Annotated in this window: 8 protein-coding genes; 2 read left to right on the top strand and 6 right to left on the bottom strand. The window is 68.1% G+C overall.

Annotation, left to right across the window (positions count from 1 at the left end):
* Positions 1 to 682: hypothetical protein (locus ACWTSU_RS05925; RefSeq protein ID WP_455138954.1), on the top strand; the 682-nt coding region annotated here is incomplete at its 5' end.
* Between the two features lie 7 nt (positions 683 to 689).
* Here the strand turns inward: ACWTSU_RS05925 and ACWTSU_RS05920 are convergent.
* The 6 genes from ACWTSU_RS05920 to ACWTSU_RS05895 form a co-directional block, all read right to left on the bottom strand.
* Positions 690 to 1,532 (bottom strand): PHP domain-containing protein, encoded by an 843-nt coding sequence (locus ACWTSU_RS05920; protein ID WP_455138953.1) that lies wholly within the window; start codon positions 1,530 to 1,532, stop codon positions 690 to 692.
* Between the two features lie 245 nt (positions 1,533 to 1,777).
* Complete coding sequence (gene carB / locus ACWTSU_RS05915; protein ID WP_455138952.1) at positions 1,778 to 4,987, bottom strand: carbamoyl-phosphate synthase large subunit; 3,210 nt, start codon at positions 4,985 to 4,987, stop codon at positions 1,778 to 1,780.
* Complete coding sequence (gene carA, locus ACWTSU_RS05910) at positions 4,988 to 6,256, bottom strand: glutamine-hydrolyzing carbamoyl-phosphate synthase small subunit (RefSeq protein WP_455138951.1); 1,269 nt, start codon at positions 6,254 to 6,256, stop codon at positions 4,988 to 4,990.
* 633 nt (positions 6,257 to 6,889) lie between these two features.
* Positions 6,890 to 7,093, bottom strand: coding sequence for a cold-shock protein (locus ACWTSU_RS05905; protein ID WP_455135995.1), 204 nt, complete (start codon positions 7,091 to 7,093; stop codon positions 6,890 to 6,892).
* Between the two features lie 176 nt (positions 7,094 to 7,269).
* Positions 7,270 to 9,090, bottom strand: a complete 1,821-nt coding sequence (locus ACWTSU_RS05900) for a hypothetical protein (protein ID WP_455138950.1) — start codon at positions 9,088 to 9,090, stop codon at positions 7,270 to 7,272.
* A gap of 15 nt (positions 9,091 to 9,105) precedes the next feature.
* A complete protein-coding gene (locus tag ACWTSU_RS05895) occupies positions 9,106 to 10,776 on the bottom strand; it encodes a glycosyltransferase family 2 protein (RefSeq protein ID WP_455138949.1) in 1,671 nt (556 codons plus the stop codon).
* Between the two features lie 424 nt (positions 10,777 to 11,200).
* Between ACWTSU_RS05895 and ACWTSU_RS05890 the strand changes: the two genes are divergently transcribed.
* Positions 11,201 to 13,129, top strand: a complete 1,929-nt coding sequence (locus tag ACWTSU_RS05890) for a DUF4012 domain-containing protein (RefSeq protein ID WP_455138948.1) — start codon at positions 11,201 to 11,203, stop codon at positions 13,127 to 13,129.
* Positions 13,130 to 13,165 lie beyond the last annotated feature (36 nt).

Genomic DNA, 13,165 nt, shown 5'->3' with positions numbered 1-13,165 from the left:
GGCGCCGCGGCGCTTTGCCCACATGGAGCGGCTGGAGCCCGTCCGCTGCCACGGCAGCTGGGACGGCGCGGCGGTGGCCGAGGCTCTGGCGCGCGCGCTCGCGGAGCGGGGCTGCGCGGTGACCTACAACCACCCCATCTGGAGCCGCGTGGAGCCGGGCGAGTTCTGCGACGTGCCCGGGTTCTTTGCGCTCGAGGTCTTCAACTACGACACGGTGAACGAGTCCGGCACGGGCCTTGACACCACCTACTGGGACCTCATGCTGCGTCGCGGCCGGCGCGTCATGGGCTTTGCCTCGGACGACAACCACAACGAGGGCCTCTTCGACGACGCCTTTGGCGGCTGGGTGGTGGTGCGCGCGGAGGCCCTCACGCGCGACGCCGTGGTGCGCGCGCTGCTGGCCGGCGACTACTACTCGTCGAGCGGACCGGAGCTCGCGGCGTGGGGCGTCGAGGACGGCCGCGTCTGGGTTGAGTGCAGCCCGTGCGAGCGCGTGAACCTCGTGGCCGGCGGACCCATCAACGCCGGGGGCACCGTCATCGCCGCGCCGGGCTCAGGCGGCCTCACCCGCACCGAGTTTCGGCTCTCCGGGGGCGAGACGTACCTACGCGTTGAGTGCGTGGACGAGCGCGGCCGCACGGCCTGGTCAAACCCGGTCTTCGCCGACGCGGGCGCGGCGTAGCGCCCGCCTACCGGAGCGGCATGGCCTCCCAGGAGCCGTCCGCGCGCGGCACCTCCACCGTCCGGTAGCCGACCTCCCAGGCGTGCGCGTAGGCGCCGCGGATGCCGTCGCAGAGGTCGGCCGGACGGTGGCCGTCGGAGCCCACGGTGACGGGCACGCCCGCGTGGCAGAAGCGCTCGAGCAGCCCCCGCGCGGGGTAGTAGTCCCCCACCCCCTTGCGCCAGCCCGCCGTGGAGAGCTCGACGCGCCGTCCGGTGTCGCGGGCGCAGGAGGCCATCTCGTCCCAGAGGGGCGCGAGGTCGATCGTGGCCGGGAAGCCCTCGCCTCTCATGCGCTCGGGGAGGTCCGGGTGGGCCATCGTGTCAAAGGGAAGCGGGCTCTCGCAGGCGGAGCACCACGCCTCCACGTAGCGGCGCCAGACCTCGTCGGGCCCGAGCTCGCGCCAGATGCGCTGGTCGTTGACGTCGTCGATCCAGGCCCCGTCGTCCTGCTCGCCGAGCCAGTGGACGCTGCCCAGGCGTACCTGCGCCCCGGCGGACCAGCGCTCCACGTTCTTCTCGCAGCCGGGGTACCAGTCGCACTCAAAGCCGTAGACGCACTCCACCCCCGGGTGCGCGGCCGCGGCCGCCTCCCACGCCGCCCGGTGCTCGGCGAGCCGGGACTCGACCACCTGGACCGAGCCCGACGGGTCCATGGCGGCGGGCAGCGTGAGGTGGTCGGTGGAGACGAGCACCGCGCAGCCCGCGGCCTCGGCGGCCGCGACGTTCTCCTCGAAGGTGCCCACACCGTCCGAGAAGCGCGTGTGCGTGTGCGTGTCAACAATGGAGCCGGGCGCGAGCGGTCCTGTCATGGCGTGTTCCTCCCTTGGTCGAAGTTAACATACATTGGTTTTCTGAAAATCGACAAAAGACCAGTTGGTCATTTCAGTGCCTTCACCCAATGTATGTTAATTCCGGGCGCATACTTCTTCTCACCACATTGTGCCGCATCACGGCGGGCGGCGGTGTAAGCGCTTCACAAAGAGCGGGCCGCCGGGCGAGAAGCCCGACGACCCGCTCGTCACATGCGGAAAGGGGACCATCCCCTTTCCGCACGCTACAGGTCCTGGAGCGCGTAGACGTCGAGCGGGCCCTGGCGCAGCGCGGAGATGGCCTGCACGAGCGCCACCGCGCCGGACATGGTGGTCGCCATGTCGATGCCGCGGCTCACGGCCTCGCTGCGGATCCGCACGCCGTCTCCACGCGACTCGTGGCCGGCCGGCGTGTTGATCAGGAAGGCGATCTTTCCCTCGGCCATCATGTCGCAGACGTTGGGGTGCCCCTCGCTCACGGTCTTGACGACCTCGCACGGGATACCGGCGGCGCGCAGCGTCTTGGCGGTGCCGCGCGTGGCTACCAGGTCGTAGCCCAGGTTGGCGAGCGACAGCGCGATCGGCGCCACGGAGCGCTTGTCGCGGTCGCACACCGACACGAAAACGGTCCCGGACTGCGGCACGTCGTAGTCGATGGCCTCGCGCGTCTTGGCGTACGCCTTGGGGAACGTGGTGTCGAGCCCCATGACCTCGCCGGTGGACTTCATCTCGGGGCCGAGCGTGACGTCGGCGCCCGGGAAGCGGCTCCACGGCATGACGGCCTCCTTGACCGCGTAGTAGCCGCGGTCGGCGCCCTCCTCGGGCAGGCCCAGGTCGGCGATCTTCTCGCCGCTCATGATGCGGGCGGCGCACTTGGCCAGCGGCACGCCGGTGGCCTTGGACGAGAACGGCACCGTGCGGCTCGCGCGCGGGTTGAGCTCGATCACGAAGACCTGCTCGTCGCGGACCGCGTACTGGACGTTGAGAAGCCCCTGGATGTGGCAGGACAGCGCCAGTCGGCGCGTGGTCTCGCGAATCCTGCCCACGATCTTGTCGGACAGCGAGAAGGGCGGGAAGCAGCAGGCCGAGTCGCCGGAGTGCACGCCGCACTCCTCGATGTGCTCGAGCACCGCGCCCACGTAGCACTGCTCGTCGTCGCAGAGGGCGTCAACGTCGAGCTCGATGGCGTCCTCGAGGAAGGCGTCCAGGTAGACGGGGTGGTCCGGTGAGACCTTGGTGGCCTCGGCCATGTAGCCCACGAGGTCGTCGTCATCGTAGACGATGCCCATGCCACGGCCGCCGAGCACGTAGCTCGGGCGGACGAGCAGCGGGTAGCCCACGCGGCGCGCGACGGCCTTGGCGTCCTCGACGGTCTCGGCCGTGCTCGACGGCGGGTAGGCGATCTCGAGGCGGTCGAGCAGGCTCGCGAAGCGGTCGCGGTCCTCGGCGAGGTCGATGGCCTCCGGCTGGGTGCCCATGATCGGCACGCCCGCCGCCTTGAGGCGCTTGGCGAGGTTGATCGGCGTCTGGCCGCCCAGCGTGACGATCACGCCCACGGGCTTCTCGACCTCGATGACGTTCATGACGTCCTCGAAGGTGAGCGGCTCGAAGTAGAGGCGATCCGAGGTGTCGTAGTCGGTGGAGACGGTCTCGGGGTTGCAGTTGACCATGACGGTCTCGTAGCCCTTGGCCTCCAGCGCGTAGGCCGCGTGGACGCAGCAGTAGTCGAACTCGATGCCCTGGCCGATGCGGTTGGGGCCGGCCGAGAGAATCACCACGCGGGGCTTCTCCGCCTCGTGGAACTCCGAGGTGCCGCCGTTCTCGTAGGTGAAGTAGTGATAGCTCGTGCGGGCGGCGAACTCGCCGGCGCAGGTGTCCACGGTCTTGACGCACGGGCGCACGCCGAGCACCTCGCGCACGGCGCGCACGGTGTCCTCGCGCTGGCCGGTGAGGTGCGCGAGCTGGGCGTCCGAGAAGCCCAGCTGCTTGGCAGCCATCATCGTGGCGGCGTCGAGGCCGGCCAGGCCGCGCTCGCGGATGGCGCCCTCGGCGGTAACGATGTCGTTGATGCGGTTGAGGAACCAGCGGTCGATGTGGGTGAGCTCGAAGACGCGCTCGACGCCGTAGCCGCGGCGCAGCGCCTCGGCCACGTAGAGGATGCGATCGGGCGTGGGCGTGGCCACGCGCGCGTCGAAGTTCTCCTCGTCGAAGGCGTCGTTGTCGTCGGCGCCGAGGCCGGCGTGACCCTGCTCGAGCGAGCGCATCGCCTTCTGCATGGCCTCCTCGAAGGTGGAACCGATCGACATGACCTCGCCGACGGCCTTCATGCGCGTGGTGAGGGTGTCGTCGGTGCCCTTGAACTTCTCGAACGCGAAGCGCGGCACCTTGACCACGCAGTAGTCGATGGACGGCTCGAAGCAGGCGGGCGTCTCGCGCGTGATGTCGTTCTCGATCTCGTCGAGGGTGTAGCCCACGGACAGCAGCGCCGCCATCTTGGCGATTGGGAAGCCGGTGGCCTTGGACGCGAGCGCCGAGGAGCGGCTGACGCGCGGGTTCATCTCGATGACGATGACGCGGCCGTCGTCGGGGTTGACGGCAAACTGCACGTTGGAGCCGCCGCACGCCACGCCCACGCGCTCCAGGATGGCGATGGAGTAGTCGCGCAGGCGCTGGAGCTCGAAGTCGTTGAGGGTCTGGCACGGCGCCACGGTGATCGAGTCGCCGGTGTGCACGCCCATCGGGTCGAGGTTCTCGATGGAGCAGATGACGACGCCGTTGCCCGCGGAGTCGCGCATCACCTCCATCTCGATCTCCTTCCAGCCCTCGACGGACTGCTCGACGAGCACCTCGGACTCCGGCGAGAGCGCCAGCCCCTGCTCGGCGATCGCGAGAAGCTCCTCGCGGGTGTGGGCCATGCCGCCGCCGGCGCCGCCGAGCGTGAACGCCGGGCGCACGACCACGGGGTAGCCGAGCTCGTCGGCGATCCTCTCGCACTCCTCGAGGGTGTGGGCCACGCCGGAGCGGGCCACCTCAAGGCCGATGTCGCGCATCGCGTTGGCAAAGAGCTCGCGGTCCTCGCCGGTCTCGATGGAGTCGATGTCGCAGCCGATGACCTCGACGCCGTACTTCTCGAGCACGCCCGCCTTGGCGAGCGCCACGGCGCAGTTGAGGCCCGTCTGGCCGCCCATGTTGGGCAAGAGGGCGTCCGGGCGCTCCTTGGCGATGACCTTGGCCACCGAGGCCGCGGTGATCGGCTCGATGTAGGTGCGGTCGGCGGTCTCGGGGTCGGTCATGATCGTGGCCGGGTTGGAGTTCACGAGCACGACCTCGTAGCCCTCCGAGCGCAGGGCCTTGCAGGCCTGGGTGCCGGAGTAGTCGAACTCGCAGGCCTGGCCGATGACGATGGGGCCGGAGCCGATGATCAGGATCTTCTTGATGTCGGTGCGCTTGGGCATCTAGAAGCGCCTCCCCTCGCGGACGTCGATGGCGAGGTAGTCGTCCTCGCCGCGCATGAGCTTGGCGAACGCCGCGAAGGCGTACGTGGAGTCGTTGGGGCCGGGCTTGGCCTCCGGGTGGTACTGCATCGAGAAGGCCGGCACGTCGAGGAACTGGATGCCCTCGGGGGTGCCATCGTTGAGGTTGACGTGGGTGAGGCGGATGCGGCCGTAGCGCTCGTTCTGGACCACCGGCGCCACGTGGGCACGGCTCCAGAAGCGCAGGTCCTCGTCGGCCGGGTGCTCGGCGACGCCGCCGGAGAGCTCAGGCAGAAGCGGCCCGAAGGTCGAGAAGACCGGGCCGTAGTTGTGGTTCTGCGCGGTGATCTCAACCTTGCCGGTAAGCAGGTTCATGACCGGCTCGTTGCCGCCGTGGTGGCCGTACGGGAGCTTCTCGATCCGGGCGCCGGCCGCCATGGAGATGACCTGGTTGCCGAGGCAGATGCCGAAGACGGGCACCTTGCCCAGGCACGCGCGGACGGCCTCGGCCACGGACGGCACGCTGGACGGGTCGCCGGGACCGTTGGAGAAGAACACGCCGTCGGGGTTGAGCGCGAGGGCCTCGTCGGCCGGGGTATCCCACGGCACCACGGTGACCTCGCAGCCGGCCGCGGAGAGGCGCCGGGCGATGCCGCGCTTCTCGCCGCAGTCGTAGGCGACCACGTGCAGGCGGGGGCAGCCGTCGGCGTCGGTGCCGGGCACGACGTAGCGCTCGGCGCAGGAGACGTCGGCCACGTAGTTGTGGTCGGCGATGGCCGGGCTCTGGCGGACGCGCGCGACGAGGCTCTCCGGGTCGAGGTCGACGGTCGAGATGGCCGCGCGCATGGCGCCGCCCTCGCGGATGGCCAGCGTCAGGGCGCGGGTGTCCACGTCCTCGATGGCCACCACGCCGCGCTCGGCGAGGAAGTCCGGCAGGCTGGCGACGCTCTGCCAGTTGGAGGGGGTGTAGCACATGTCGTGCACCACGAGGCCGGCCAGGTGCAGGCGGTCGGCCTGCATGTCCTTCTCGTTGATGCCGTAGTTGCCCACCTGCGGGTACGTGAGGGTCACGATCTGGCCCGCGTAGGACGGGTCGGAGACGATCTCCTGGTAGCCCACCATCGAGGTGTTGAACACGATCTCGCCGAAGGTCTCGCCCTCGGCGCCCGCGGAGCGCCCGAGGAAGTGCATCCCGTTCTCGAGCGCGAGCAGCGCCCTCGGATGCCGGCCGTCGTCAACCAGTAGGTTCACAGCAACACCGCCCTTTCGTCACGCGCCCAGAGCCGGCCGCGCCTTGAAAAAAGGAGCCCCACGCGCGGCGAGGCTCCGTCAAGGCTGCGACTTCTCTGTTGTTTGACGCCTTTTCGGTCTCTCGTACCGTCTTAAAGGTCTTGAAACAGAATAGCATCATCGGGGCGCGGGCGCGAGCGCGGGCGCCGGACGGCGCGACCTTCGCAGAAACGCCAGATGGTGGCGCGGCGGCGGGCGGGGTGGCGCGGGGCACGCGTTGGGCCTGTATCTGGCCCGCGCTGGGCCCGTCCGCACAAGTTGGGTGGTTTTGGCGGGCACCCCCGAGTAGCCCGGTGATTTCTCGCCAAGAAAGCCCAGATAGACGCGTTACTCGGTTTTTCGCTACTCCAAGCACCCCTCGAAAACCGCCCAACTTGTGCGAGCGGCACCTGCACGGACGAACTCCCGCCGTCACACAACCGCGATTTTGCGAACATCCTGGCCATCCGAACGCTTTGGGGGCCCAAACCGTTCGGATAGCGAGGAGCTTCTCGCCCAGCCCCGGTGATGCGAACGCTTACGCGCCGCCCCGCGCACAAGAAAAGGGGCCCGGCACAAAGCCGAGCCCCCAAGTCGCTCGAGTATCGAGAGGGACTAGAGCTTGCGAACGTTGGAAGCCTGCAGCTTGCCGTTCTGGCCGGTCGTGATGTCGAACTCGACGGGCTGGCCCTCGTCCAGCGTCTTGAAGCCGTCCATCTGAATCTCGGAGTAGTGGACGAACAGGTCATCCCCGTCCTCGCGGGAGATGAAGCCGTAGCCCTTGTCCGGGTTGAACCACTTAACAGTACCCTGAGCCATGTCGTGCCTTTCTTTCTCTGCCCCGCAGGGCAAAATGCTGCGCTTGCGCGCGATACCCGTGGCGATTGCCACAGGGGCTATGTTACCCCGAATCCCCTCCCCCAACCCCGACAATCCGCCCGCGGACGATTCGGCACCGGTGGGCGAGAAGGGCGGGGCTGGGCGCGCGGGCGCACCTACATGCGCTCCGCGAGGTACCTCTCCCAGAACTCGCGGGAGGCAAACCGCGGCAGAGCGGCCTTCCAGGCGGCGCGCACCTCGGAGCCGCGCCGGCGGTACTCCCTCATGACGCGAGCCTCGCGGCGCCTGATCTCCTTGAATCGGGCGCGGTCCATGTGGCGAATCGCCCCGTGCTCGCGCGTCGCGTCCAGGTAGACGATCGTCCCGCAGCCGGTGGCGTGGCCCTCGAGCACCGTCCCGGCATTCTTGACGACGTACCCCACCCTGCCGCGCGTCACGACGTCGGGGAGATAGTGCTTGTCGTACGGGAGCGTCCGCACGAGGGAGCGCAGGCGGCTGCCCCTGAAGTCGAGCGACTCGTTGTCGAGCACCCTCGCCGTCACGCCGGCCCGCGCGAGCACGTTGGGATCGAGCTCGGAGACGTCCACGACGCGCTCGTTGCGCGAGCCGTTCTCCTTCATCAGCGCGGACCCGTCCGCCTGGGCGAGGAAGTCGGGGCCCTTGAGATAGTCCTCAAGACCCTGCAGGAAGAACTCCGCGCTCACGTAGTCGAGGTCGCGCAGGCTCAGGTGCATGCTGCGCCTGAAGCGAAGCATGAAGGCGCGCTCTGAGGCGCAGTCGTCCATCGCGATCATCGCGAGGAAGTTGCGGGTGTACTGGTAGCAGTCCACCGACGCCCGGTAGCGCCCCTCGAAGCTCGCGTGCCAGACGCAGACGCCGCCCATCGTCATGTAGACGGGCTTGTTGCGCATGCCGAACTCGACGTCGTCGCAGCGCACGAAGAACGGGACGGGCAGGCCGTTGCTCCTGATGGCAGCAACCGGGATGCAGCTGTACCACCAGGCACCGTAGGCGTTGTCCGCCTCCACGTCCATGCGCTCGTTCCTGAGCACGTCGGCCAGGCGGTCAACGTAGAGGTCGGGCTTGAGCCGACAGTACACGGCGCTCCGGATGACGTGCGCCACGTCCTCGAACTGCCGCGTCGGGTGCTCGAGCGAGAGCATGGCCCCGTTGACGAAGGCGTCGCGGTAGCGCTCCCCTGCCAGCGAGAGCAGCGCGAAGGTCCGCACGAAGCTCTCCGGGAGGATGCGCACGTCGTCGTCCATGAGGATGACGTGCGTGAACTCGCCCTCGCGCTCCGTCGCCGCCATCATGCCCCGGGCGAAGCCGCCCGAGCCGCCCACGTTGGGGTTGGGGATCACCGTGACCACGTCATCGGTCAGCGCCGCGGCGTCGAGCGAGCGGCCGTTGTCGACCACGAACATGTGGAAGCTCTTTGCGAGGGCGCCCCCCTCGCGCGCGATTCCCTGCTTGACGGTCCGGATGTTGGGGAGGATGTAGCGCTCGTTCTTGAAGGTGGTGGTGGACACCGCGATGCGCACGCGGTTGAGGACGCCCTCGTCCACCTCGGCAGCGTACCATCCGCGTGCGAGAACCGCCTCGCCGCCCTCGCGCGAGACGAGCGAGAAGCCCACGAGGTCCTCACCCTCAAGCCCGAGCGGGATATCGAGCTCGCACGGGCCCTCGAAGCTCCGGCGGCTCACCTCGCGCGGGGCATCCGAGCCGGTCGCGACGGCTCTGACCAGGACGTCGCCGGAACCCGAGAGCTCGAGGTGCAGGTGCGCCTCCGTGAGCCCCGCGTAGCGGCGCCACTTGCACGCGGAGAGGGCGTTGAGGTACGTGAGAAAGTCGACCTCGCCGCGGACAGCGAGCGCAGCCGTGGCGGAATCGAGGGTCGCGTCGCCGTGATAGGCAAGGCACGCGGACGCGTCGTCTCCCGTGTCGGTCACCACGTTCGCGAGCTTGAATCTGGACATGAGTCTCTCTCAATCTCAGGAGCGGCCCCTCGGCGCGGGCACCTGCTCGTGGGGCAGCTGACAGTATTGCGACGCCTGGTCCAGATTGGGGTTGAGATAGGGGTCCCCGGCATCACGGAGCCCAGGCCAGCGCCCATCGTAGCGTGTGAGGTCGGCATCCGTAAAGTCGGGGGCGTTGTCACCACAGACAAAGAACTTCTCGGGGCAGGCCTCCTCCACCTCGACCCTCACCATTGGGGTGAGGGCGACCCTCAGCCCGGCGTTTCGCACGCGCCGGCAGAGGTCCGCCGCCCCGATCTCGCCCTCGTAGCCCTCGTCAAACCCTCCCACGCGCTCAAAGAGCTCGCGGGACACACACAGGCCCTGGAACGAGCACGCGCTCGCGTTCTGGAATGCCCGGAGGTTGCACTGGTACCCCGGGAAGTCCGCCTCATAGCCGCGATAGAGGGGCATGATGCCGGCCTTGGTGACCCCAACGCCGTAGCACTTGTTCCTCCCGTTGCGATAGAACGTCCTGGGAGAGGAGATGCCGACGCCGTCAAGCCCGCAGAGCCCAACGAGCTGCTCAAGGGGCTCGGGCGAGACAAACGAGCAGCCCGAGTCAGCAAAGACCAAGTAGTCGCCCTCCGCCCTTGCCGCGCCGGCGTTGAGGCGCTCGTACAGCGCCCCCGTCAGAACGACCGTCTTGATTGTGAGCTCGGGACCGCTCGCACGGCGGGCCTTTCCGAGCCCGGCAAGGATGCTCTCGCTTCCAACAAAGACGAGCTCGACACCTGGACAGGAATTGACCTGCGAGAAGAACTCGAGGAAGCGCTCAACCTTGCCGGCGTCAGTATCACAGGAGACGACGACGGAGACCCTCTTGCCGCGCGGCCCGAACCAGACATTGTTGAGATTGAGTATCCCGGACGAGACGATCCTCCCGTCGACGCCCTCTCGGCTGAGCTGGGCCTCAAGGGCAAGGTGGTTGGAGCGGCGCGCATACGGCTTCGCGTCGGGATTGGCAGCGGTCGACTCCTCGCTGACGCGCCAGTGATAGAGGACCTTCGGCACGTGGCGAACGCTCCGCGCGGCGGCAGCGCAGCTCAGCACCATGTTGTAGTCCTGAGCCCCATCGAAGCGTGCGTCCGGCCTCGTCATGCCCTCGATCAGCGAACGGCGAATGGTCATGAGGTGAATGACACCGTTCTTGGAGAGCATCAGCTCTGGAGCATAGTCCGGTTTGAAGAAGGGGTTCATGTGGTGGAACAGGCCCGTCTCGGCATCATGGGCGACAAGGTCCTCGTCGCAGAAGAGGACGTCGATCGTGTCGTCCTCGTTGAGCGCGCTGACGTACTCGAAGAGCGCGTTGGGGGCCAGAAAGTCGTCATGGTCCAGGAAGCAGCAGAACTCCCCCGTCGCGACCTCGAGGCCGGCGTTCGTGTTCTCGGTGATGCCAAGGTTCGTCTCAAGCGTGACAACGCGCACGCGCCCGTCTCGCTCGCGCAGCTCGTCAACGGCGCCCGCGAGCTCGGGAATCTCCGGACTCGCGTTCACGAGCACCAGCTCGAGCGCATCGTAGGTCTGAGAGAGCACGGACTGCGCCATGACGTCAAGGTAGTCCAGGGGGGTTTCGTAGAGAGGAACTATCAGGCTGAACGTGGGCCGATAGGCAAAGTCCGACGCCGCTGCCCGCTGACGCGACAACTCGCTCTCCGTGGCACGATGGCGCTCGAACCACACGGGATACTCCGGGTCCGTCCACGCGTCAATCGGAAAGGGGTTCGCAGGGGCGACCGGGCGGCTCGTCCGACGCGTCCTCCCGTCAAAGGCCCTCCTGTACAGACGCTTGCACAAATCGATGGCACGCATTGAGCTCCTTGCAACCGGACACGACAGCTCAAGCCATGTTACCAAAGGGTCACGCGCCCCTCGCGTCAACCCGGGCGACGTGCGCGGCAACACCCGTCATCGGCACGCCGGACACCTGTAGTCTAGGTGACGCCGCACCTCCGCCAGACAAAAACGTGGGAGGCTGTGCAATCATATGAAGCTGGTCTGAGCAACACGCAGATGCGGCGCGGGCGGCATGCCCCCTCGCGTCCACATCCGATTTGCCAAGGAGGTATCAATGGCAGGGAGCAACCCGCGCCACATGCGTCCCAGCACAAGTGCGGAAGCCGGCGCGCCTCGCATAGAGCGGGGAACCGGGCAGGGCGGAGCCGGCTCGTACAGCTTCGACATGTTCCAGGAGGGCGGCTCGTCCAAGGGAGGCCCCTCCCGTCGCAGGAAGAAGAAGCGGCACGTCGGCCGCGTCATCGCCATCATCGTGGCCGTGCTCGTCGTCGCCCTGGGGGTGAGCGGCGCGCTGCTCGTTCGCTCCGCGATGACGGTGAAGAACGACGCGCAGGCCGCCGTGAGCCTCGCCCAGGGCGTCAAGGACCGCGTCGCCGCGGGCAACTTTGACTCCCTCTCCTCCGACCTCCAGCGCCTCGACGAGCTGTGCCAGGAAATGAAGAGCGAGGTCGACGGCCCTCTTTGGCAGGCGGCCACCCTCGTCCCGGTCTACGGCAGCGACGTCAGCGCGGCGAGGACCCTCGTCGGGATACTGTCCGACGTCTCGTCCGACGTTCTCGCGCCCATGGCCGACGACCTCTCGGGCGCGCCCAGCGGCGGGCTCATCTCTGACGGCGCGGTGAACGTCCCCGTGGTCACCACCATGGTGAGCGCGCTCGCCTCCGGGTCCGACAGCCTCCGCACGGCCAACGACCAGGTCCGGGCAATCGGCGAGACGCACATCTCCCAGCTGACCGACATCGTGGCCACGCTCAAGGACGGCCTTCCCACGATCTCCGGCCTGGCCGACACCTGCGAGAATATCGCCCCGGTCCTTCCGCAGGTGCTCGGCGCGGACGGCCAGACCCGCTCCTACCTCATCGTCGCGGAGAACAACGCGGAGATTCGCTCGCTGGGCGGCTTCAGCGGCGCCGCCGGCATCCTGACCGTGACCGACGGGGCCATATCGCTCGAGGGCTTCGAGAGCACGCAGACGCTCGCGGCGGCGGGCGGCCCCACCAGCCAGATCCAGATCTCGGCCGAGGAGATGCAGCTCTTCCAGCCCGACGGGGAGACCCTCAACTACACCGCGGGCGACTCCTTCTTCATCCCCGACTTCCCCCGCGGGGCGCAGCTCAGCCAGACCATCTGGGCCATCAACCACAGCGGCCAGATGGTCGACGGCGTCATCGCGGTCGACCCGGTCTTCCTCCAGTACCTGCTCGGCGTGGTCGGCGGCGTGACGGCGTCTGACGGCACGCAGGTCGATGGCACCAACGCGGCCAAGGTGCTGCTCTCCGACGTCTACTGGCACTACCCCACGGAGGGCAAGGTGCAGGACGAGGTCTTTGCCTCCGTCGCCTCGGCCACCTTCGACAAGCTCGTTTCGGACATGAACGGCGTCGACCTCTCTGCGCTCATGGACGCGGTCTCGCGCGGGGCGAGCGAGGGCCGGCTGCTTGTCTGGATGCAGAACGATGACGAGGAGGCGGCGGTCAGGAGCATGGGGGTCGACGGCGCGCTTCCCACCGACCCGGCCGATCCCCAGACGGGCGTCTACGTCAACAACTACAGCTACTCAAAGCTCGACTGGTACCTCGACCTTGACGTCCAGAGGGGCGACGCGGTCAGGAACGCGGACGGCACGACGTCGTACTCCATGACCGCGACGCTGACCAACACCATGACCGCCGACGAGGCGGCCAACCTGCCCGCGTATGTGAGGGCTCACGCCGGCGGCGTGGGCGCGGCACAGGAGAAGCTCCGCCTCTACCTCTACGCGCCGGCGGGCGGCTCGATCTCCGACGTGGCATACAGCGGAGGAAGCATGTCCGAGGGCACCCACAACGGCCTTCAGGTCATGTACGCCGACGTGCTGATGAACCCCGGCGAGAGCAGCACCGTGACCTACACCGTCACCGTTCCCGCCGAGGGCGCCAACCAAGACCTCAGGGTCCACGTCACCCCGACCGCCCAGGAGGCGCGCGAGGGAACGGCCGCCTAAACCCGCAAGATCACAAGCGCGATAGTTGAAGGCGCC

Source organism: Thermophilibacter sp. (assembly GCF_966187215.1).
Note: the sequence above shows the minus strand (reverse complement) of the source record. Positions and strands in the feature narration are given on the sequence as shown.